Annotated in this window: 20 protein-coding genes; 8 read left to right on the plus strand and 12 right to left on the minus strand. The window is 42.3% G+C overall.

Going from position 1 to position 23,804, the window contains the following annotated elements; genetic code table 11:
• Positions 1-159: 159 nt before the first annotated feature.
• Complete coding sequence (locus tag EAH55_RS18630; protein ID WP_090466905.1) at positions 160-1,020, plus strand: sigma-70 family RNA polymerase sigma factor; 861 nt, start codon at positions 160-162, stop codon at positions 1,018-1,020.
• A 278-nt stretch (positions 1,021-1,298) separates the two neighbouring features.
• Here the strand turns inward: EAH55_RS18630 and sucC are convergent, their stop codons facing one another.
• Positions 1,299-2,492 carry an ADP-forming succinate--CoA ligase subunit beta gene (gene sucC, locus EAH55_RS18635; protein WP_121810977.1) on the minus strand — a complete coding sequence of 398 codons (1,194 nt, stop codon included), beginning with the start codon at positions 2,490-2,492 and terminating at the stop codon, positions 1,299-1,301.
• A 456-nt stretch (positions 2,493-2,948) separates the two neighbouring features.
• On the opposite strand from sucC, the gene EAH55_RS18640 reads away from it, so the two are divergent.
• Genes EAH55_RS18640 through EAH55_RS18655 form a run of 4 tightly spaced genes read left to right on the plus strand, consistent with a single transcriptional unit; the run spans position 2,949 to position 6,095 of the window.
• The gene (locus tag EAH55_RS18640) at positions 2,949-3,608 is read left to right on the plus strand and encodes an ABC transporter ATP-binding protein (protein WP_121810978.1); all 660 of its coding nucleotides are present in this window, start codon (positions 2,949-2,951) and stop codon (positions 3,606-3,608) included.
• Between the two features lies 1 nt (position 3,609).
• On the plus strand, positions 3,610-3,909 hold the full coding sequence (locus tag EAH55_RS18645; protein ID WP_112569997.1) for a hypothetical protein: 300 nt from the start codon (positions 3,610-3,612) through the stop codon (positions 3,907-3,909).
• Positions 3,909-4,517: an HAD family hydrolase gene (locus EAH55_RS18650; protein ID WP_121810979.1), complete on the plus strand. Its 609-nt coding sequence runs from the start codon at positions 3,909-3,911 to the stop codon at positions 4,515-4,517. Before EAH55_RS18645 ends, EAH55_RS18650 begins: the two co-directional genes overlap by 1 nt.
• Positions 4,518-4,571: 54 nt before the next feature.
• Positions 4,572-6,095 carry a S41 family peptidase gene (locus EAH55_RS18655; RefSeq protein ID WP_121810980.1) on the plus strand — a complete coding sequence of 508 codons (1,524 nt, stop codon included), beginning with the start codon at positions 4,572-4,574 and terminating at the stop codon, positions 6,093-6,095.
• Between the two features lie 415 nt (positions 6,096-6,510).
• Here the strand turns inward: EAH55_RS18655 and smc are convergent, their stop codons facing one another.
• From smc to EAH55_RS18695, 8 genes are all read right to left on the minus strand, one after another.
• Positions 6,511-10,053 (minus strand): chromosome segregation protein SMC, encoded by a 3,543-nt coding sequence (smc, locus tag EAH55_RS18660; protein WP_121810981.1) that lies wholly within the window; start codon positions 10,051-10,053, stop codon positions 6,511-6,513.
• 231 nt (positions 10,054-10,284) lie between these two features.
• Positions 10,285-11,070, minus strand: coding sequence for a PhzF family phenazine biosynthesis protein (locus EAH55_RS18665; RefSeq protein ID WP_121810982.1), 786 nt, complete (start codon positions 11,068-11,070; stop codon positions 10,285-10,287).
• 196 nt (positions 11,071-11,266) lie between these two features.
• Positions 11,267-12,694: a hypothetical protein gene (locus EAH55_RS18670; RefSeq protein ID WP_121810983.1), complete on the minus strand. Its 1,428-nt coding sequence runs from the start codon at positions 12,692-12,694 to the stop codon at positions 11,267-11,269.
• Position 12,695: 1 nt separating this feature from the next.
• A complete protein-coding gene (locus EAH55_RS18675) occupies positions 12,696-13,670 on the minus strand; it encodes a pepsin/retropepsin-like aspartic protease family protein (protein ID WP_121810984.1) in 975 nt (324 codons plus the stop codon).
• Between the two features lie 61 nt (positions 13,671-13,731).
• On the minus strand, positions 13,732-14,397 hold the full coding sequence (locus EAH55_RS18680; RefSeq protein WP_162996948.1) for an ATP-binding cassette domain-containing protein: 666 nt from the start codon (positions 14,395-14,397) through the stop codon (positions 13,732-13,734).
• Positions 14,379-14,702 (minus strand): hypothetical protein, encoded by a 324-nt coding sequence (locus tag EAH55_RS18685; protein ID WP_162996949.1) that lies wholly within the window; start codon positions 14,700-14,702, stop codon positions 14,379-14,381. The genes EAH55_RS18680 and EAH55_RS18685 overlap by 19 nt, the downstream gene beginning before the upstream one ends.
• Before the next feature lie 21 nt (positions 14,703-14,723).
• The gene (gene nfi, locus EAH55_RS18690; protein ID WP_121810987.1) at positions 14,724-15,425 is read right to left on the minus strand and encodes a deoxyribonuclease V; all 702 of its coding nucleotides are present in this window, start codon (positions 15,423-15,425) and stop codon (positions 14,724-14,726) included.
• A gap of 388 nt (positions 15,426-15,813) precedes the next feature.
• Positions 15,814-17,448 (minus strand): FMN-binding glutamate synthase family protein, encoded by a 1,635-nt coding sequence (locus EAH55_RS18695; protein ID WP_121810988.1) that lies wholly within the window; start codon positions 17,446-17,448, stop codon positions 15,814-15,816.
• A 185-nt stretch (positions 17,449-17,633) separates the two neighbouring features.
• Here EAH55_RS18695 and EAH55_RS18700 point away from each other — a divergent pair, with 185 nt between their 5' ends.
• The 3 genes from EAH55_RS18700 (at position 17,634) to EAH55_RS18710 (ending at position 19,842) form a co-directional block, all read left to right on the plus strand.
• Positions 17,634-18,176: a YceI family protein gene (locus EAH55_RS18700; protein WP_121810989.1), complete on the plus strand. Its 543-nt coding sequence runs from the start codon at positions 17,634-17,636 to the stop codon at positions 18,174-18,176.
• A gap of 185 nt (positions 18,177-18,361) precedes the next feature.
• Positions 18,362-19,093 (plus strand): hypothetical protein, encoded by a 732-nt coding sequence (locus EAH55_RS18705; RefSeq protein ID WP_121810990.1) that lies wholly within the window; start codon positions 18,362-18,364, stop codon positions 19,091-19,093.
• A gap of 128 nt (positions 19,094-19,221) precedes the next feature.
• Positions 19,222-19,842, plus strand: a complete 621-nt coding sequence (locus tag EAH55_RS18710) for an L-threonylcarbamoyladenylate synthase (protein ID WP_112569976.1) — start codon at positions 19,222-19,224, stop codon at positions 19,840-19,842.
• Between the two features lie 266 nt (positions 19,843-20,108).
• On the opposite strand, the gene trpA is transcribed toward EAH55_RS18710, so the two are convergent.
• The 3 genes from trpA to trpD all read right to left on the minus strand — a co-directional run bounded on the left by trpA (position 20,109) and on the right by trpD (position 23,785).
• Positions 20,109-20,879, minus strand: a complete 771-nt coding sequence (gene trpA / locus EAH55_RS18715) for a tryptophan synthase subunit alpha (RefSeq protein ID WP_121810991.1) — start codon at positions 20,877-20,879, stop codon at positions 20,109-20,111.
• Between the two features lie 104 nt (positions 20,880-20,983).
• Positions 20,984-22,792, minus strand: a complete 1,809-nt coding sequence (locus tag EAH55_RS18720; RefSeq protein ID WP_121810992.1) for a bifunctional phosphoribosylanthranilate isomerase/tryptophan synthase subunit beta — start codon at positions 22,790-22,792, stop codon at positions 20,984-20,986.
• Positions 22,793-22,795: 3 nt separating this feature from the next.
• Positions 22,796-23,785 (minus strand): anthranilate phosphoribosyltransferase, encoded by a 990-nt coding sequence (trpD, locus tag EAH55_RS18725; protein WP_121811716.1) that lies wholly within the window; start codon positions 23,783-23,785, stop codon positions 22,796-22,798.
• Positions 23,786-23,804: the final 19 nt, after the last annotated feature.

Consider the following 23,804-nt stretch of genomic DNA (forward strand, 5'->3'; position numbering starts at 1 on the left):
CACAACAAAAATTAAACCCTCACTATCAACATGTTACAATATTAATTAATGCCATATTTTTTTTCAAAATACTTTAACCAATTGTATTTTTTTAGAACAAATTTGTAGATTTACACGTTCTACTCCCTGAACACTGAGTAGAGAGGCTTAAGAAACTAAATGAGACAACTCAAAATAACGCAATCCATTACCAATCGCGAGTCACAATCGCTTGACAAATATCTGCACGAGATTGGTAAAGTTGACCTAATAACTGCTGAAGAAGAAGTAATTTTAGCTCAGAAGATCCGCGAGGGCGACCAGGCGGCATTAGAACGCCTCACCAAAACCAACCTTCGCTTTGTTGTATCTGTTGCTAAACAATATCAAAACCAGGGTCTAACCTTAGGCGATTTAATTAACGAAGGCAACCTTGGTTTGATTAAGGCTGCAAAACGTTTTGATGAAACAAAGGGCTTCAAATTCATTTCATACGCTGTATGGTGGATCCGTCAATCTATATTGCAGGCTATTGCCGAGCAATCACGTATTGTGCGTTTACCGCTTAACCAGGTAGGTTCATTAAGCAAAATCAGTAAAGCTTTTTCTAAGCTTGAGCAGGAGTATGAGCGTGAGCCATCGCCTGAAGAGCTTGCCGATATATTGGAAACCACCGTTGATAAGATCTCTGATACACTGAGCAACTCCGGCCGTCATGTATCAATGGATGCACCGTTTGTACAGGGTGAAGAAAATACGCTGCTTGACGTACTGGAAAACCAGGAACCAAACACCGATTCGATCCTGATAAACGAGTCACTATCTGAAGAGATCAAACGTTCACTATCGACCCTTACCGAGCGTGAGCGTGAAATCATTGTATTGTTCTTCGGTTTAGGCACCAATCACCCGCTTTCATTAGAGGAAATTGGCGAAAAGTTCAACCTGACCCGCGAGCGTGTACGCCAGATCAAAGATAAAGCCTTGCAACGCCTCCGCCACACCTCAAGGAGCAAAATCCTGAAATCATACTTAGGTTAATCAAACTTCCACAATAAGATATTTAAAAGCCATCGAAAATCGATGGCTTTTTTTGTACCTTACTCTCTCCACACGTCATTGCGAGGCACGAAGCAATCCCCTACTTACAGAGTAACTGTGCAAGTGCCTCTGCAGCTCGTGATTGCTTCGTGCCTTACAGCAATGACGCCTGAAGGGCGAGTATGGTCACAAAAAAAGCGGTGAGCCTAAACTCACCGCTTTTTATATCTGAAAGATCGGCAACTAATTTCTGATCACCAACCTCCAATAACTCTAAATTAAAGCGCTAACACTTCTTTAACACGGTCAGCAGCTTCTTTCAGCAATATAGCCGAGTAAACTTTCAAGCCTGAGTTATCAATCAGTTCTTTTGCTTCTGCAGCGTTTGTACCCTGCAAACGAACAATGATTGGAACCGGGATATTACCGATCTCCTTGTAAGCGTCAATTACACCCTGGGCAACGCGGTCGCAACGAACAATACCACCAAAAATATTGATCAGGATTGCTTTTACGTTAGGATCAGAAAGGATGATATTGAAACCGGCTTTTACAGTTTGCGCGTTAGCAGTACCACCTACGTCAAGGAAATTGGCAGGCTCGCCACCGGCTATTTTAATGATATCCATGGTAGCCATAGCTAAGCCGGCACCATTAACCATACAACCTACGTTACCATCAAGCTTAACATAGTTAAGGTTTGATTTGCTGGCTTCAACCTCAGTTGGATCTTCCTCATCGGTATCACGCATAGCAGCGTAATCAGCATGACGATAAAGCGCGTTATCATCAAGGTTTACCTTAGCATCAACTGCTAAAATTTTATTATCAGAGGTTTTTAAAACCGGGTTAATTTCAAATTGCGATGAATCGGTACCTTCATAGGCTTTGTATAAAGCCGCAATGAATTTGGTCATATCTTTAAACGCCTCGCCTTCAAGACCAAGGTTAAAAGCTATTTTACGAGTTTGGAAACCCTGTAAACCAACTTTAGGATCAATCTCTTCTTTAAATATAAGCTCAGGAGTTGAGTGTGCAACTTCTTCAATGTCCATACCACCTTCGGTGCTGTACATGATGATGTTACGGCCACGTGCGCGGTCAAGCAGCACGCTCATATAAAACTCTTTTACAGCGCTTTCGCCAGGATAGTAAACATCCTGTGCTACTAAAACCTTCTTAACTTTTTTACCTTCCGGACCGGTTTGTGGTGTTACCAGTTGCATACCTAAAATATTGCCTGATAATTCTTTTACCTGATCAATGTTTTTGGCCAACTTAACGCCGCCGCCTTTACCACGGCCACCTGCGTGGATTTGAGCTTTTATTACTACCCAATCCGAACCGAAGTCTTCTTTCATTTTTTGGGCAGCCTCAACAGCCTGCTCAACAGTATCGGCTACAATGCCTTCCTGAACTCTAACGCCATAGCTTTTTAATATAGCTTTACCCTGGTATTCGTGAATATTCATGTTTTGAAGAATTTGCGGTAAAGCTACAATTTTGTTTGAAACAGGAAACACCTTGTTTCAGTTTATTTGCCATTGTTTGGGTAAATAACATTGTATTTACAAAAGGTTGTTACTTACAATAGGTTGCCATGAATCAACATAACCCAAGTACCGTACACTTTGCTAAATGCGCCGTAGGCGCTACCTGTTTGTAGCAGCATAATGTTCAGTTAAAATTTTGCCTCGTAGAGGCTACCCTTTCTCATCCGATACAAAATCAAACTTGCAAGGGTAGCCTCTAACGAGGCAAAAAAATCATTACAATTACTTTGCTACAAACAGGTATCCCCTACGGGGAATGGAAAAAGAAAATGCGACTAAACGCATATTTAACATAGATACACAACTCAGCATAAAGCATCACATTATCCCCCATCAACCAAACAAATAAATCAGCTAATCCGTTACCTTTGTCAAATGCTTAAAGCCAATTCTATCCATAAATCATACGGACAATTACAAATATTAAAAGGTGTTGACCTTGAGGTACAAAAGGGCGAAATTGTGACCATTGTTGGCGCTTCGGGCGCAGGAAAAAGCTCCCTGCTTAACATATTGGGTACCCTTGACAAGGCCGATTCAGGCACTTTAACTATCAATGGTATTGAATTAAACAAGCTGAACAATAAACAATTGAGCGATTTCCGCAACCGCCAAATCGGCTTTATATTCCAGTTCCATCATTTACTGGTTGAGTTCAGTGCGCTTGAAAATGTTTGCATCCCGGCTTTTATAGCAGGCAAATCAAAGTCGGACGCCGAAAAAAGAGCAGCCGAATTGCTTGACCTGCTTGGCTTGAAAGACAGGCTGCACCACAAACCCAACCAGCTATCGGGTGGCGAGCAGCAACGCGTAGCAGTAGCACGCGCGCTCATCAATAACCCTGCGCTTATTTTTGCCGATGAGCCATCAGGAAACCTTGATTCGGTTAACGCGCTTGAGCTTCATGAATTATTTATTAAGTTGAAGAATGATTTCAGGCAAACCTTTGTAATTGTTACTCATAATGAAGATCTTGCAAACCTGTCGGATCGTACGGTTACAATGAAGGATGGTTTAATTGTTAACGCCCACTAACATGAGCATTTTAATTACTGCCGCTACATCAGCACAAGCCTATCAGCTTAAAAACAAACTTGACGGAAAAAATATTATTTTAGGTGATCACATGGACCTGCCCGATTTTATGGTTAAAACCGGCCAGATGATCCTGCTGCCTAAACCTGCTTCGGCAAGTTATACGCATGAAATGCTCACGCTTTGCTTAGACAAAGGCATCGAATCGGTTTATTTATTAAGGCCCGATGAAGCGGAGCTCCTGCTAAAAGCCGAAACCCTTTTTAATGAATACGATATAAAACTACACGTAATTGCTTAATGGACTATAAGGATATTGATAAACGTAAAACAGCTTTTATTTTTGAATTAGATGATGTGCTTTATCCGGCAAAGGATTACTACTTTCAGGCTTACTACCTGTTTGCCAATATGCTTGAATATATTGAGCTGATAGACGCGAAGGCCGCAACCAAAGTACTAACCGATACGTATATAGCTGAAGGAAAGGATGTTGCTTTTGATCGTTTAGCCGTTGAATTTCCGGTAGCTGAGCAATACCGCGATAAGTTTGAAAACCTGCTTCTAACTGCCAAATTACCGCTAAAGCTGCTTTTGTACCAAAATGTGCTTGCCCTGATGCAGGACATTGTGGTCGACCGTAAAAATCTGTTCATTGTAACCAATGGCAACGTACAGGAACAGGTAAATAAAATAAAACAAACTGAATGGCACGGATTGGAAAAATATCTGCGCTGCTATTTTACCGAAGAAACAACGCCCAAACCCGAGCCTGATGTAATAAACCTGCTTATTCAGGAACATGGCCTTCAGCGTAAAGAAATAGTAATGATAGGAAACTCGGCAACTGACAGACTTTGTGCTGAAGCAAGCGGCGTTGACTTTATCAGTGTGGAAGACTTTTTATAACATTACCTATAACATACTTAATAACCAGGCGTTTAAATATTAAAATTCAAGCTTATGCGGAAAACACTCTACTTTTTAGCCCTTATCTCCATTGCGTCGTTACCTGCCTGTAAAAAAAACAAACCGGTTAACAACGGAGATGATGGCTCAGGGCCGTCAAGCACAGGATCATTGCTTGATCGTGTACGGGATTCGGTTTATCTCTATCCGCAGGAAACCTATTTATGGTACAACCAGCTTCCTACGTATAAAAATTTTCAGCCACGTAATTATGTTAGCAGCGATACCATCACCGGTTTAAGCAGCGAGGTTGATCATTTATCGCAATATGCCATAAATCCAGCTACCTCTCAACCTTACGAATATTACGATAATACCGGTACTGCCAAATATTCGTTTATTGACGATGGCTCGGTATCAAATGAACTAAGCGGTAATGGCGGCGACTTTGGCTTCTCGGTATTCTACCCAAGCCGTACCGACTTGCGGATAAAATATGTGTATCCGGGCTCGCCTGCTGACCAGAAAGGTATTAAACGAGGCTACCAGATCACCAAGATCAACGGCCGCACTGATCTCGCTTATGATGATGGCGGTACAACTACACAATTTGTTATAAATGCTTATGCCAACAGCAAAACCATAAGCATGACACTAACAAAACCTGATAATACAACGATTGACGTAACATTAAATACGGCTAATTACACCATAAACCCGGTAATTACCTATAAAACATTAGATGTGGGTTCGGGCAAAAAAGCCGGTTACATGGTTTTCAATTCCTTTACCGATTTAACCAATGCAAAACCTAAAATTTTGGAGGCCATAAACAGCTTTGCCGGAATTTCTGATTTGATCATTGATTTAAGGTATAATGGTGGCGGGTCGGTAGAAACTGCCGAATACTTTGATAACCTTTTGGTACCATCGGCAAAAACCAATACTAAAATGTATACTGCTTATTTTAATGATAAGCTTACAAGTGACAACTATACCCTATTTAAAAACCTTTATGATATTCCTAAAGGCTTTTTCTCGGTAACCAATCAAACTGTTAACTTCCAAAAAGAAGGCTCACTTAACTTGAGCAGAATATTTTTTATAGTTGGCGGCGGCACGGCATCGGCAAGCGAATTAACTATCAATAACCTTATTCCGGAACTTGAAGTTCAACTAATAGGCTCAACTACCTACGGTAAACCGGTTGGTTTTTATGGTATAGATATCAATAAGTACCAGTTGTATATGCCTATGTTCTCCACAAGAAATTCGGCCAACAGCGGTGACTACTATACAGGAATGACACCCGGAAAAGATCCTTATAAAGGCATCAGTGCAACGGATGACCTGACCAAAGATTTTGGCGACCCTACAGAAGGATTATTGGCACAAGCGCTAAGCTATATATCGACAGGTAAATACATAACCCGTTCGGTAACAACACAAAGCCTGGCTACTTCCTCTAAAAACGTGCTTACTGCAGATCAAAAACGTACAATGGAACAAAAATTTACCCGCAACAAGGTTAAAGGCCTGATGCTTAAAACGCCATCGGTATTTAAAAAGAAGAAATAAGATTTTTTCGGAATATTCAAAAGGCGAAGGGCTTAAAGGCTTTTCGCCTTTTTTATTGCCGTTGTTGGTGTTGTCACCAACAACCTTATGCTATGCACGCCGGCTTTAGCATTAGTTAAAAAAGCCATGTCATTGCGAGGAGGAACGACGAAGCAATGACATGGCTATACAGATCGGATATGCATTGGCTACGAGATTGCCACGCTGCGCTCGCAATGACATACTTTTTTGCCGTTGTTGGTGTTGTCACCAACAACTTCACACTATGCGTATCGGTTTTAGCGATTAATAAGATCATGCGAGGATAAAAAGTTGTTGGTGGCAACACCAACAACGGCGAGAGGTCCGCCTTGTATAGTTTGGGATTGCTTCGTGCCTCGCAATGACGTTTTTATTTATGTCTAATGTTTTATCCCTAATCGGCCAGTTCCCTTAAATCGACAGGAACCACACGTGAGATTCCCTGCTCAACCATGGTTACGCCGTAAATAACGTCGGTACTGGCAATAGTACGTTTATTATGTGACACAATGATAAACTGTGACTCTTTGGAGAAGGTACGGATGATGTTATTGAACTTATCAATATTGGTATCATCAAGCGGGGCGTCAACCTCATCAAAAATACAGAATGGGGCCGGCTTAAGCAGGTACAACGAAAACAAGATAGCCGTTGCAGTAAGCGTCTTCTCCCCTCCCGATAGCTGGTTAATAGATAACGGGCGCTTGCCTTTTGGCTTGGCAATAATATCAATATCTGACTCGAGCGGGTGATCGGGATCAGTCAGGATCAGATCGCATGAATCCTCCTCATTAAACAACGAGCGGAACACCTTGATAAAGTTTTCGCGCACCATCATAAAGGCGGTCATGAACTTATCTTTGGCGGTATCATCAATCTCCTGGATAGTGGCCAGTAATGAAGCTTTAGCCTCGCTCAGGTCCTTCTTTTGTGCCTGGATAAAGGTATAACGTTCATTCATCTCGTTATAAGCCTCAACCGCCATTGGGTTTATAGCGCCAAAATCATCCAGCTGCTTTTTCAGCTTTTCAGCCTTATCGCGCAGGTCCTGTTCGTTTTCACCTTCAGGCACTTCGCTTTCGGGCAGGTCTTCAATATCTATATTAAACTCCACCGAAAGACGTTCTTTCAGCGCGTTCAGGTCTATCTTTAAATTATTACGCTGATCACGTAATTCGTTCTCAATAACTTCGCTGTTTTCTTTTTTCCGCCTTAATGAGCTTACCTGATTCTCATTTTCGGTGATCAGTCCGCGCCATTGATAGTGTTCTTGCTCGGCTTGTTGGGTAGCCTTTTCCAAATTTTCCTTCTGCTCGTACATCTCCAACAGGTTATCGTCGGAGTTATCGGCAAGTTTCAGGTTTTCCTGTATGGCAACCTTTACTTTCTCAAGCTCAATGGTATTTTGACGGATTCGTGTATCCAGATTTTCCTGCTGGCTATCGCGGTAATCGAGATCTTTCATTAAACCCGACACCTTGTTTTGCTGCTGATGGAAACGGATATTTTCCTGGTTATAGGCGTTAGACTGTACCGATACGTATTCGTTGAGCTCGTTAAAAGCCATCTGTTTATCGGCCAATAAATCGCTTTGAATCTGACGCTGAGTTTTCAGCTCAGCCAGCTGCGGCTGCAGGGCAGCCATTTCATCTTTTATACCTGCAATTTTGCGGGCGATATCCTCCTTACGGTTAAGGCTGTTTTCAATGAAAGTTTGATACTGTTCCTGGCGGGTTTTCACGGTGATCAGCTCCGTATTTAACCGGTTAATGATCATCTGCTGCTCATTGATCTCAGCCGCCTTGGTTGAACCACGTAAAGCGCCGAGCTTATTTTGCAGCTCTTCGGATTTGGTTCTGAAAGCACCTACCTGGTTCTCTATACCACGGATCTCCTTGGCTAAATTCTCCAGGTTTTTGGCGCGACCGATCCTCTTACCCTCAAACAAACCAACCGAACCACCGGCCATGGTATGTTTTGATTTATTGAACTTACCGCTTTTACCAATCAGCGTTACGCCCTGAGGCAAAGCTTCGCTGTTGATCTGGCCCTCTTTATCATCATCAACCAGATAAACCCCTTTTAACAGGTAATTACAAAGCGGCAGGTAACGTTTTTCAACCTCGATAACTCCGAGGGCTGGTATTGCATCTACCCTCTCGAAATTCACCTGTGCTGCGGCTTCATCGGCATAATTGTTCAGTACAAAGAAATTTGCACGTCCTTTAGCCGAATTGCTGAGCAGGTTTATAGCCTTTACCGCGTCATCGTAGCTTTCAACTACATAGTAGTTCATGAGCGGCTCCAGGTAGTTTTCGATAGCTACACGAAACTCCTCTTTACAAAAAAGCACATCGCTGAACAGCGGCGCATTTTTAGCCCAGTCGGTATTCTTTTTCAGGAACCTGATAGACTCCGGGAAGCCCTCCAAACTATCAACCATACTTTTGGTAAGGTTGTACTCGTTTTGCTTGGCGTCCAGTCTGCGGCTCTCTTTTATAATGGTATCCTTAACCGAGTTTAGTTCAACATCAGTTTCGGCAATTTGCTCTTTTAATTTATTTTCAAACTCAACGGCCTGTTGAAACTCATCATCAAGCGTTTCTTTGCGGTATTGCAATTCGGCAACCACCTGGTTAAAGTGTGAAAGTTCCACCTCTTTATTGGTGGTATCTTCCATATTGCGCTGGCTCTCCTGCTCCAATGCCTGCTGTTGGATCTGTAATATATCCAGGTCTTTTTCGGCTTTGTAAGCCTGATTTTGCAGGCGGGTATTGATATTATTAAGCTCGTTAAGTTCGTTACGAGCCTCGCTTTGCTGCGCGCGTAGTTCATCAACGGCTTCCTTTAAATCGGATAGCTTGCTCTGGATGGCTTGCAAGCTTTCATCCTCGGTAGCCTTTTCCTCGTTTAAGCGTTTAATGTTGTATAAAACGTGGTTCAGCTGGTTTTTATCTCGCTCCAACTCTTCTGTTAAACGCGATTCCTTATCCTGCTGAAACTTCAGCTGTTCGTTCTTGATCTTCTTTTCACTTTCGTAAGCGCGGATCTTTGAAACAAACTCGTTGGTTGTTTTTTGCTGAACAGAAAGGTTCTTTTCTTTGGTAATGCTATCCAGCTTCTGCTGCTGTAAGGTAGCTTCTAAAGTATCAATCTGGGCAATGATATCGCCTTTCTCGGCTTTATGTTTAAGCTCCTGCTCCTCTATCTTTTTTAACGAGTCGCTAAAGGCCACAATCCGGAACGAGGCCAGCATAATGCTCAGCGTTTTGTATTGCTCTTTTAAGCGATAGTAACGTTCGGTCTTCTTGGCCTGGTTTTCCAGCGTTTTGAGGTTCTTTTCAATCTCAAACAGCAAATCATCAACACGGGCCAAATCGGCTTCAGTTTCTTTTAGCTTACTGAAAGTTTGCTTTTTGCGAAGCTTATATTTAGAAATGCCTGATGCTTCCTCGAACAAATTACGGCGCGATCCTTCCTTATTGGTTATGATCTCGTCGATCATCCTCAGCTCAATAATTGAGTATGAATCGGAGCCGATACCGGTATCCAGGAACAGGTCGGTAATATCCTTTAAACGACACTGCACATCATTTAAGCGGTACTCACTTTCTCCGGTACGGTAAAGTTTACGGGTAAGCGTTACCTGCGAATAATCGGTAGGCAGTATGTTTTTTGTATTATCAAAAGTAAGGGAAACTTCGGCAAGGTTAGCCGATTTACGGCTCTTGGTACCGTTAAAAATAACGTTGTCCATCTTCTCCGAACGGAGCGCCCGGGTGCTTTGCTCACCCAAAACCCAGCGGATACTGTCAACAACGTTCGACTTACCACAACCGTTAGGCCCTACAATAGCGGTAACCCCCTCATTAAAATTGATGGTTATTTTATCGCCAAAACTCTTGAAGCCCTTGATTTCTAAACGGGTAAGCTGCATTTAATTTATTAAGTACCTTGCACAGTCCAAACCCCCAAAGTAATCATAAATAATTGAGTTTTGAAAGTATATTTTGAGGCGAAAGGGAAAAGGTTAAAGGCGAAAGGAGACTTCTACTATTAACACGTCATCGCGAGGAACGAAGCAATCCCGAAGGGACAGAGCAGCCATACAGATTCGCCCTGTAAAGTCGGGGATTGCTTCGTGCCTTGCAATGACGCTTTTTTATTTTTAAACCCTTATCTCCCCTTTTAAATAAGTAACTGCCTTACCACTCATCAGCACCCGGTCGCCTTTAAGTTCACACCAGAGCTCGCCCTGTCGGGCCGAAAGCTGGTAAGCGTGCAGCGTATCCTTGCTAAGGCGTTTTGCCCAGTAAGGGATCAGGTTGCAGTGTGCCGATCCGGTAACGGGATCTTCGGGGATGCCTGCTCCGGGGGCAAAAAAGCGGGACACAAAATCAGAATTATCGCCCGGAGCGGTAGCTATAATACCCACGGTATCCATTTTTGACATGGCGAAGAAATCGGGTGTAAGTTCCCTGATGTCTTGCTCCGTTTCATAAACAATGAAGTAATCGCGCGAGCGCAAAAACGCTACGGGCTGCTTTTCGCCAAGCGCTTCGGCCAGTCCGTTTGGAGCCTCGATTGGTATCGGCGGCCTCGACGGAAAGTCCATGGTATACTTATCACCATCCCACTTTACGGTAAGCGTCCCGGCTTTTACAGTTTCAAAATGAATGGTATCCTCCTCATAACCCAGTTCCGAAAACAAGATGTGTGCCGAAGCCAGCGTAGCATGCCCGCAAAGGTCTATCTCATACTCGGGCGTGAACCAACGCAGCTTGTAACCGGCCCCTTCCTTTACAAAAAAAGCAGTTTCGGCAAGGTTGTTTTCAATTGCTATCATTTGCATGGTAACATCGGGCAGCCATTCATTCAGCGGACAAATTGCCGCCGGGTTACCGCCAAAAAGCTTATCGGTAAACGCGTCGGCCTGGTATATAGGGATAGTCATATCGAATTGGTATTTAGCTAATATAGTAAGGAGAGAATCAAGATACAAGAGTATAAGAATCAAGATGCAAGAGAAAAGAATCAAGATCTTTATCATTTAGCCTGTAATTGTGTTTTTCAAGCTTTTTATTCTTGGATCTTGATTCTTATACTCTTGATTCTTATATCCTGATTCTTACAATCTTTCTTCTATTCCTCTATTCGATCCATAAAACGGAATTACCCGAATTATATTGGTTGTTTTCATAAAGTTTATTTCCGGGATCAATCATCCATTTACCATCCACAATAAACTTATACAGTTGCTTACCCGGTTTAAGGTTAACATTTACAGTCCACTCCTTGCCATCAAATGCAAGGGTATAGCCAAACTCATCAAAGTTGTTAAAACTGCCCGCCAGGTGAACGCTTTTGGCATTATTAAACCCGCTTAACTTAAATGTATAATTAGGTTTTACCGATATATAAGAATTTACAATACCGCCCTCTACCATATTACGTGGATTTTTAGGATCGGTCATCCAGTTATCATCCACAATAAATTTATACCCATAATTACCAGGTGGAATGATCAGGGATACGGCCCACCCGGTTTTGGTTTTTACAAGCGGAATCTTACCATGCTCCCAGTTATTAAAACTCCCGGCCACCTGTACCTTTTTAGCATCGGTATAACCATCAAGCTTAAACACAACCGTTTCGCCAAGGTTCAGTATCGAGTTGGTCAAACCATCCTCGCCCTGCATTTTATTGGGATTGGCCGGGTCGGTGATCCATTTACCATCAACCAAAAAACGGTAAGCCTGCGTGCCATCATGCAGGTAAAGCTGTTTTTGCCACCCTCCGCCGTTTTTTTCCATAATGATGCTATTGGCATCCCAACTATTAAAGCTTCCGGCAAGTGTTATTTTACGGGCATTTGCATAGCCATTTAGCTTAAATGTGTAGTTATATCTGAAGTAGATGGAGTTATTATCATGATCGGCCACGAGGTTGTTATACCGGTCATTGATCCAATGGCCATCAACAATAAACTTATACTCGTACTTACCGGGTTTCAGCTTTACATCGGCAATCCAGCCGCTGTCGGTTTTAGCCATGATTCCCTTAAGCGTGCTCCAGTTGTTAAAGTTACCCGATAGCAATGCCCTCTTATTGGGTAAATAGCCCGGCAAAAAGAAACGGGTTATGCCCGATGGCAACTCATGCACGGTTACTTTAGCAAAGTTATTAATGCCATAGGTAACATCAGCCGGGTATCCCGGCGACCCGTCATCATCCCTATCAATTTTAGTGGTTATGAGGTATGGTTGGGTTTGCGGATTTTTGTTGAGGTTTTCCAATGGCCTGTCAAACTCCACGATGTTTCCCCGCTTACCGGCTGTTGCCCAGCCATCTTTTTGAAGGGCGGAGAAATCGCCTTTCAAAATCGCGGCGGCATTTGCGCCCCTTAAACCAGCCTTTTTGAGCAGGCTATCCACTTCTGCTTTAGACGAGCGCATATCGATGCGCAGCGTCAGTTTATCGTTGCCCATAACCAGGTTACTGCGTTTTTGCGCACTTGCAGACAAGGCCATGCAAACCATCGCAAAAAAAACAATAACTATATAGGCGCGCCTCTTCATATTACTGGTTATTGTAAATGTACATTTCAAATTCTTTTTTAACAAAGTTGATGGTGAATATACCCCTCACAAAGAAATCGTAACCTAAAACACCGTCAATTTTGTAGCCGTACGCGTTCCCCATCTTTTCGAGATTGGTTATCAAGATCCGGTTTTTCATGTACTTGCGGTCACCTACAACCAGGTTATCAAAACGGGTATAGATCACCTCGATAGATGTGCCGCCAATACCCATAATTTTTGAACGACTGATTACCTCCATATCGGGTATCAACTTTTTTGACCGCCGGTAATCAAGCAGGCTGGTTTCGGCGGCGCTGTCAAAAGCAAACCAAAGCGAATTATCGTTAACCGTACCTTTCATTAAAATAACATCATTCAGCATCTTGAAAGGGCTTACCATAAACCTGTCATGAAATACTCTCTCAGCATCGGGAATGTTGCCGTTTTCATCAAGCTTTTGAATATAGAGGGTATTCCGGAACAGATCGACGGTAACGGCAAAATCGGCAAACAACCGGGTGCCCAGCAAACCAAGGATCTTTATTCCGCGCCCGTTTTCGATGGAAGAAAGATCGGTAACATCGGCCCTTAACTTTGAATAATGCAGATCAAGGATATTAAAATTGCGTACATAAGTTGTAAAAGAGCTTCCGGCGGCTCCGTTAATTCCGGCAGATTCCTGCTCGGAGGCATGTGGCATATACCTGAAATAAGTTTCGTTTAAAACCAGGTAAGGCGCTCCGGTATCCAGCACAAAATTACCTTCAAGCGTATCAATCTGCGCTTCAATAACAATCAGGTTTCCGGCCCTTTTTATGGGGATAACCAGTGTCTTAAAATCGCCGGTGGGTGAAGGATCAGCTTCGGGTTTTGCATTTTTAAAGGTAATGCCGTCAATAGTCACTTTCTCGCTTCCCGCTGCACCCAGGCAACAGAAAAATAAAAAAAGGACCAACAGACAAAACTTAGGCATTGCATTAAATACTATACCTAATAGACCCTCATTTTATACTTTAAGTTACACAGGCCAACAATTAAATCATGTGATTAATATAACCATACCTGATCAGGTCATCAGGGTTATGTATGGCTTTTGTACTACCATCATTGATCAACACTATCCTATCGGCCACATCAAGGATATTATAATACTGATGATCAGTAACAATGATACCTTTTACCTCAGCGCATTTACGAATGACGCCTTTAAACATTTCTGCCTGAACCGGCGAAACGTGAGTAAAAGGTTCATCAAGTAAAATAAAATCGGCCCGGCTGTAAATGCACATCAGTGTTTCCAGTTGCCTCAACTCCCCTCCAGACAGTTGGCTGGGCTTCTTTTGATAATGGTTTTGATAGATCGGCAATGAAATAAATTCATCAGCAAACCGAGGGTCGATAATAATTTTGGCCAGGCTTTCGATCTTTATATTTTGCGGTAGATAGTTATGTTGCGGTAAATAGGCTACACGCCCTCCGTCATAACCTTTATAAACATGCTTATCATCAATGCTTATATGTTTGTATGATGGCTTTAGGGTACCAAAAATAATCCGCAACAATGATGATTTACCACAACCATTGCGGCCAAGCAAACCTACCACCTCGCCCTGGCGGCAATGGAGATAAATATCCTGCAATATCTTGCGCCCATCAAACTCCAGGTGAACGCTGTCGGTTTTTAAAATATGCTTACCCAATATTCAACAAGCTTTAAGAGTGATAGCAATATACCGTAAGCCAGGGCATCGCAGGTAAGCGCGTATAAATACAACCTGTCAATATTATACCCCGCGTTGCGGAAGTAGAAGAATGTTTTGTTAGCGTTGTAATTATAATACTGAAAGCCAATAACCAAGCCGTAGCTCATTATTTTCAAAACGTACGATCCGACAACATTCACCTCTCCACGGAGTAAAAAGTAAACACATACCATATTGATGGTCATACACCATAACAATATTGATCTATAAAAATACCAGGTAATTTTTATGGTGTTACGCATTTAGCTATCGTGACAGGTCAGCTAAAATAACGTAGGTTGCGAATTAAAATTTTCCCCGTCGGCAATTCTTATTTTATTCACCAATAAATGTGCCTGTCGGGTTGGCTCGGGGATGCGATAGCCACGGATACAGTTTTTGATAAGCTCAACACTTTGCTCCATGCTGATATGATGGCCCGGAGATATGTAAATGGGGTTACATTTCTTTTTAGTGCGCAAAGCGATGCCAATTAGTTCACCTTTATCATACATCGGGCTTTGATCAAACACCTCGTTACCAGGTTCCTGGTACCTGCCGTAAAGGCGGCTTTTAGCGCTACCTATGGATGGCACATTGGTAAGCAGACCAAAATGGGTTGCAATTCCGGTACGGCGCTCGTGCGCTATCCCTTGCCCGTCCAACACCATAACATCGGGCTTAAAGGGCAGTTTCTCCCATGCTTCGAGCAAAGCAGGTACTTCCCTGAATGCCAGCAGACCGGAGATGTAAGGAAACTTTGTTTTGCTGATAGCCGTTGCCTGGCCAATGATGGTTAACTCGGGATACCTGAGCAGGATGATGCCTGCATAAACTACTTCCGAATACTTATTGAATGAAATATCAGCACCACCTATAACTTTGACAGCATTATCTAAAGGACAAATATCAATTTGTCTGCGTAGCTCCTGTTGCCAGGCAATGGCCTGTTCGGGACTAAGGTTTTCATATAATGCTGGCTGCACCGTTGATTTTTGGGTGATTACGTTGATTGCGCTGATGATTTATTTTTGATAAATGATTTTTAGGTGGATTTGTTTTGAATGGCGTGCATGTTCAAGCTTCCACGCTTTCGATTAACGTATTATGGTAAGCGTGAACGCTCAATCATAAAAAATCGGGGACTGTGCGATTCCCCTCTTGAGAGGCGCGGAGGGGTGTGTTTCTGCTTTGATAGGCTTGTAGCAGAAACACACCCCTGCTATCACTCGTTCCTCCGCGCCCCCTCTCAAGAGGGGAGTTTTAAAACCCGCATGTTCAAGCGTCCACGCTTAAACCTGCAAAAGTCGCTTGAACCTGCAATGTCTTAAAAAAACCAACCACTCAACCAATCACCCTAATCAACCAATCACCTCAATAAGAACTCACATTACTATAATCAATATTGGTTATCCCGCTGTAATCAGGCACAAAAGTTTCTTCCTTGCTGATGGCCATATCAAACTCGAACGAAGCAGGATAAGGTGTATTGAGCAGACTGCCTTTAGGGATGTAAGGGAACAGTTCGCCATAAGTGAGGATCTGGCTGTGGTTAATACGGCGATAAATATACATGCGGTGCAGATCGCAGGGTTTAGTTAAGCCTGCGGCTCCTATCATTTGGATGGCGCTGCTTACCGTTAGCTTGTGAAAGTTAGCTACGCGTACTTTTTTATCATCAACTACCAGACCTTTCATCAGGCTTTTATCTTGCGTAGCTACGCCTGTTGGACAGGTATTACTGTTACATTCCAGCGCCTGGATACAGCCAAGAGCGAACATCATGCCGCGGGCGCTGTTGCACATATCGGCACCAAGGGCAAAGTTTTTAACCAGGTCAAACCCGGTAGCCACCTTTCCGGATGCGATGAGCTTGATATTCTTTTTAAGATCAAACCCTGTAAGGGCATCATAAACAAAGGCCAGGGCTTCGCGCAGCGGCATCCCTACCGAGTTACTAAACTCAAGCGGAGCGGCACCGGTACCGCCCTCGCCCCCATCAACAGCAATAAAATCGGGCGTGATGCCGGTTTTAACCATGGCTTTACAAATGGCTAAAAACTCGCTTTTATGGCCTACACATAGTTTAAAGCCAATAGGTTTGCCCCCCGACAGATCACGAAGCTTCTGGATAAAAGTCATCAGCTCCAAAGGGTTGGTAAACGCAGTATGATAAGGCGGCGAAATCACGTCCTCTCCCATTTCAACAAGCCTGATTCGGGCAATTTCGGGCGTTACCTTGGCGGCAGGTAAAATACCACCGTGACCAGGTTTTGCTCCTTGCGAAAGTTTGATCTCTATCATTTTTACCTGTGGCAGCACGGCACGTTCGGCAAAGGCATCGTAGTTAATTGTACCGTCCTTATGTCGGCAGCTAAAATACCCTGTACCTATCTGCCAGATGATATCGCCGCCGGGTTGCAGGTGATAATCGCTCAGGCCACCCTCGCCGGTATTATGGGCAAAGTTATCCAGCTTGGCGCCTCCATTAAGAGCCAGGATAGCATTCATACTCAGCGAGCCAAAGCTCATAGCCGAAATATTGAATACACTGGCCATATAAGGTTGCTTGCAGGCAGGGCCGCCAACTTTTACACGCGGATCCATATTTAACTGATGATGATCGATAGCGGCAATGCTATGATTAAGCCATTCGTAACCGTTATCATAAACATCAAGCTCGGTACCAAAGGGCCGGGTATCATCAACCTTTTTGGCCCGCTGATAAACCACGCTCCTATTTTGACGATTAAAGGGTGTACCGTTGGTATCGCTTTCAATAAAGTACTGGTAAATTTTGGGGCGCAGTTCTTCCATCAAATACCTTAGGTGACCAAATACCGGGTAATTGCGCACAATGCTATGTTTAGGCTGCACCATATCATAAAAACCTATAAGATATATTGGCCCAATGAACAGGAATGACCATACAGCCGGTGGCCAGATGATGGTCCACAAGGCAAGCATACTGAATATGATAAAAAACGAAGCAATGAAGAGCTTTCTCATGGATGGTTAATTTTATATGAAGCGGCTATTAAGTTTTATAAAAATAGATTTATAATCTAAACAATAGGGCAAATTTGTGGTTAAGAAACTTACTCAATGTCGTTTTAAAGTCACAAAGTTAAAATAGATGTTTAAACATCTATTTTTGTGTTTATCTTTGTATCAACAAAAAAGAAATAAAAATCATGGCAACAGAAACAGCAACAAAATGGGTTATCGACCCTATGCACTCAGAAGTACAATTTAAAGTTAAACACCTGGTTATTTCAACCGTAAGTGGTTTTTTCAAAAGCTTTAATGGTGAATTATTAACTGATAATGATAATTTTGAAAATGCTGAAATTGATTTCTCATTAGATATCAACAGCATTGATACCAACCAGACACAACGCGACGAGCACTTAAAATCAGCCGAGTTTTTTGACGCTGAAAAATATCCTCAAATCAATTTCAAATCAACTTCATTCACCAAAACTGATGATGAAGAATATGAATTGAAAGGTAACCTGACCATTAAAGATCAAACTAAGCCGGTAACCCTTGACGTAGAATTTGGTGGCTCTGCTGCTGACTTTTATGGCAACACCAAAGCAGGTTTCGAAATTAGCGGTAAAATTAACCGTAAAGATTTCGGTTTAACCTGGGACGGCGTAACCGAAGCCGGTTCAATTGTAGTTGGTGAAGACATTAAATTGTTGATCAACATTCAATTCACTAAACAAGCTTAATTGTTTTAATACTGTTGCTGTGTTTTAACATTTAAAATGCCGCTGTTGTTAAAGGATCCAAACAACACGGCATTGTTGAAACCGCAAACAGGTTAAAAATTATGATACCAAAAAGCCATTCGTTTAACACGATTGGCTTTTTGGTTTTAAGGTGATTAAGTATTTTAGCGCTATAGCTAAACCTTATGAAAAACCTGTTAGGCTTGATTCTATTACTATTTCTTATACCGGCTTGCAATCCGGGCGATCCCAAAAGTAAAGTATACACCAAATTACAAAACATAACGAGAAATGATAGCCTTCTCAAAGCAAATAACGACACTGTTGTTATAGACACCGAGCATGGATTTAAGTTTACTCAACACGAATTGCAAGAACTTTATAAACGAGAACCTGCATTTCACGAAAGCGAATATCCCGATGCACCGGAAACTGCTTATAACGACAGGAAGACTACTGACTTTAATAGTGAGTTAGGAAAAGATATTTATTATACTTTATATGCCCACTTCCTGAGTAAGTCTCATTCCTCTAAAAAATACACTGTGAGGCGAAAAAAATTGATCATAATTTACAGGGATATCAATTACATTTTTGGAGGTTTAGCGCAGGGCGGCACTTATTTCGGACATCAGCACACACGCATTTTAGGAGACGCCGAATACGCGCTCTGTTTAGGTGATTTTTATGATTGTTACGATGAGCGAACTTATGATATAACTAAACAAAAGAAATTATATCTCAACGCTCTTCATCAACAAATAACAGATGAATTAAGCACAAATTACGATGTTCTGAAAAATGAAAAATCCGATTTAAAAAGAGATTTATTTGAAAAAGTAAAGGGACTTGATACCTTGATAACTGATTACTTCTACTTGGAAAGCGCCCGAACATTCCAATACTCAAATTATTAACATAGCCCATATCAAACTTACGAAGTTTTAAAAACTTCGTAAGTTTCCACATCGTTGTAATAACATGATTTTAAGCGCGTTCAAGCCTCGTTTTTAAACTAAGTAGCACTATATTTGTTCTTATACTTATGTTAATTAAAATATATCCCGAAAACCCTAATCCAAAAGCTATTGAGCAGGTGGTGGAGGTGTTAAAAAAAGGCGGCCTCATCATATACCCTACCGATACCATTTATGGTTTGGGTTGCGATATCACCAATCACCGTGCTATTGAAGCTATTTGTAAGATCAGGAATATCAAACCCGAAAAGGCTAATTTCTCGTTCATTTGCTATGACCTGAGCCATATCTCTGACTACATCAAACCGATTGACAATACTACCTTCCGCGTACTGAAAAAGGCTTTGCCTGGTCCGTTCACATTCATATTTAATGCAAGCCATATGGTGCCCAAAATGCTTAGCTCCAACAAAAAAACAGTTGGTATCAGGGTGCCTGATAATGATATAGCCCGCGAAATTGTACGTGTTTTAGGTAATCCGATCCTGTCAACATCTATAAGGGATGATGATGATATTATTGAATACTCAACAGATCCGGAACTGATCCATGAGAAATATGAAGATCTGGTTGATATTGTAATTGATGGTGGCTACGGCGACAATATCCCATCAACCATAGTTGACTGCACTACCGGCGACTTTGATATTATCCGTGAAGGTAAAGGCGATTTGGAGTTGTATTTATAAGGCACTGAATAATCTTAGCGATGCTGTGCGAGGGCCGCGTTAGGGATTGTAGTGAAAAGCCCACAGCGCGGGTGGCCATTGAGAGTGGGAAAGGCGAGGACTTGTAACGGAAAGCCCGGGCCGCAGGCAACGCCCATACCATCGAATCAATCAAAAAACACACTACGTTAAAATCCTTATAAAAAATAAAGCAATCTCCAAACTATACAGAGCGGCTCTGCCTATTTGGGATTGCTTCGTTCCTCGCAATGACGTAATGAAAAAACCTACGGCCTTATACCTTTTATAAACCCGTCTATTTTATCCATATACCCATCCTCGCCTAAAAGTTTTACAAACCTGCTGCCTATAATAGCACCGTTGGCGTAATTACATGCTTTGGCAAAGCTGCTGCTATCGGTAATACCAAAACCAATAACAGTAGGATTTTTCAACTTCATGGCCGTGATACGTTTATAGTAATCTTCAACACTATCACTTAATTTCAAATTGTAGCCAGTTATAGTCGATGATGACAGCAAATAGATGAAGCTGTTACTTAGTTCATCTATTTTGCGTATCCGCTCTTCCGAGGTTTGCGGGGTTACCAGGAATATATTGCTTAGCCCATTATCAATAAAATATGAGGAATACATATTTTCATACTCATATATCGGCAGATCGGGTACAATAATGCCATCTACACCAACTTCGGCTGCTTTTTTGCAAAAACGTTCAATGCCGTATTGAGCAATTGGGTTAAAATAGCCCATAAGCAAAATAGGAATACTTACCCGGCTGCGCAATTCGGTCAGTTCTTCAAATAAAACTTTGAGGCTCATGCCGTTTTCCAATGCTACCTCTGAACTATGCTGAATGGTTGGACCATCCGCAACAGGATCAGAATATGGAAAACCGATCTCCAGGAAATCAGCGCCTGATTTTTCAAGGGCTTCGGCAATATCAACCGTAGTATTTAGCGCGGGATAACCTGCTGTAAAATAAATGGATAACAGGTTGTTATTTTTTGATGCAAAAAGCTTGTTTAAACGGTTCATGGTATTTTATTTGTCTGAACTCGAATCAAACGAATTATAAGAATTAATCGAATTTCAAAATTCTGTCTATTCACTAAATTCTCTTAATTCGAGTTCAGACCTTTTTAGTAGTTAAAATATTTAATATAAGTATCCAGATCTTTATCTCCCCTGCCCGAAATGCAGATCACTACATTATCGTTAGCCTCAAACTTCATTTTCTCCAATTGAGCCAAAGCATGGGCTGTTTCAATTGCCGGGATGATCCCTTCCAACTGGCAGCAAAGCAGGCCGGCCTGTAAAGCTTCATCATCGGTAATACTTACGTATTCGCCGCGGTGGCTTTTAAATAAATGCGCATGCTGCGGACCAATACCGGGATAATCCAAACCTGCCGAAATAGAGTAAGGCTCAACAACCTGTCCATCTTCAGTTTGCATTAAAATAGTGCGACTGCCGTGCAATACACCCTCATTACCCAAAGCTGTGGTAGCAGCCGATTCGCCGCTGTTTACACCTTTACCTGCAGCTTCAACAGCTACCAGTTTCACGCTTTCATCATCAAGAAAATGATAAAACATGCCCATGGCATTGCTACCGCCGCCCACACAGGCCAGTACGTATTGCGGTAACTCGCTACCTGTATATTCTACCAATTGTTTTTTTGTTTCGGCAGATATTATCGACTGGAAACGAGCCACCATATCAGGGTATGGATACGGGCCAACTACTGAACCGATGATATAATGTGTATCAACCGGATTGCCTATCCAATCGCGCAGGGCTTCGTTGGTTGCATCTTTAAGTGTTTTACTTCCCGATGTTGCAGGGATCACCTTTGCCCCCAGCATTTTCATGCGCGATACGTTAGGTGCCTGGCGGGCCATATCAATTTCGCCCATGTAAACCACACATTCAATGCCCATTAAAGCGCATACAGTAGCTGTTGCCACGCCATGCTGACCGGCACCGGTTTCGGCAATGATCCGTTTTTTGCCAAGGCGTTTTGCCAGCAAGATCTGTCCTATGGCGTTATTAATTTTGTGCGAACCAGTATGGTTAAGGTCTTCCCTTTTAAAGAAAATATTAGCGCCATATTTTTCCGAATATCTTTTAGCGTGATATAAAGGAGAAGGGCGGCCTACATAGTTCTTTAGCAGATCGTCAAATTCGGCTTTAAAACCTTCATCATTTAAGATATTGAGGTACTGTTGCCTTAATTCCTCTACGTTAGGGTATAACATTTCGGGAATGTATGCTCCCCCAAAATCGCCATAATAACCTTGTTCGTTAACTCCGTATTTCATCTGCTGTATTTTATTTTTGACGATGTTAAATGCGTCTTTTAGTTTTTCGATATTCTTTAAGCCCGGTTCAATTTCAAACCTGCTGTTAAGGTCAACCCCATAAAATTGGGGATGCGTGATATTTTTAACTTCAGCTATATTTTCAGGACCTATCCCTCCCGATAAAAAGAAAGGAACGTCCAATTTGTATTGATCAAGAATAGTCCAGTCAAACGTTTTGCCCGAGCCGCCGTAGATTTTAGTTTTGGTATCGAACAGGAAAAGATCAACATTGTTCGCGTAATCTTTTAATTGTTCAAAATCAAAATCTTCGTTAAGTCCAAACGCTTTTATTACGGTTACCCTGCCTTTAAAGGCCGCGCAAAATGCAGGACTTTCATCACCATGCAACTGAATAGCGTTAAAGCCATATTCGGCAATCAACTTATCAATATTTTCGGCGCTCTCGTTTACAAAAACACCAGTTTTCCGGATAGAAGCCGGGATAGCCTGCAGCGCATCTGCTGACAAACCGGCTGCATAACGCGGTGTTTTATCATAGAAAATAAAGCCCACATAATCTGGCTGTAAAGCCGCGACCGCTTCAATGTTTTCAGGATGTTTTAAACCGCAAACCTTTATTTTCATGGCTTAATTCTGCAATAAATTACTAAAGCTTTTCAAGGCTTTTTTACCAAGCAATGCTTCTTCGGCTTCATAAAAACAATCGCCAAAAGTCTTTTCAGGGCATATAGTTTTAATGGCAAGCGCGGCATTTGCTAAAACAACGTTATTTTGAGCAAGAGTGCCATCGCCTTTGAGCACGTTGTTGAATATGGTCGCCGAAGCCTCTACAGTATCACCGCCTATAATCTCTTTAGGATCAAGCAATTCAAAGCCAAGATCTTCTACACTGTTGATCTTTTCGCCATCGGCCGAGAAGGTTTTAAAATCGCAGGTTAATGAGATTTCGTCATAACCTTCCAGCGCGTTTATGATGGTATACTTTGTAGTTGATTTCTGATACAGATAGGCATACACGCGGGCAAGCTCCAGGTTAAACACACCCACCAACTGATTGTCGGGCTTAGCCGGATTAACCATAGGGCCCAGCATATTAAAGAAGGTTTTTACCCCCAGTTCCTTACGGATAGGCGCTACAGTTTTCATAGCCGGGTGGAACAGCGGAGCATGCAGAAAACAGATATTAGCTTCATCGGTGCTGCGTTTCAACTTATCCATATCATTGGTAAACCGGTAACCCAGGTACTCCATTACATTTGATGAACCACAACCTGACGATACACCGTAATTACCATGCTTGGCTACTTTGTAACCAGCACCCGCAACTACAAACGATGCCAATGTTGAAATGTTAAACGTGTCTTTACCATCACCGCCGGTACCGCAGAGATCGATAAGTCCATCGGTTTCCAGATCTACAGGCAGGCAAAGTTCCAGCATGGCATCACGGAAACCTTCCAGTTCCTCAACGGTAATGCTCCGCATACAATAAGCCGTCATAAAGGCAGCCATTTGCGCGTTGTTGTACTTACCCTGCGCAATGTTCATCAAAATACCTTTAGATTGTTCCCTGCTAAAGGTTTTGTGCTCAAAAAGATGATTAAGTATCTGTTTCATTTGCCCCCCAACCCCGCCA

The sequence above is a fragment of the Mucilaginibacter kameinonensis genome (assembly GCF_003675385.1).
Lineage (GTDB): Bacteria > Bacteroidota > Bacteroidia > Sphingobacteriales > Sphingobacteriaceae > Mucilaginibacter > Mucilaginibacter kameinonensis.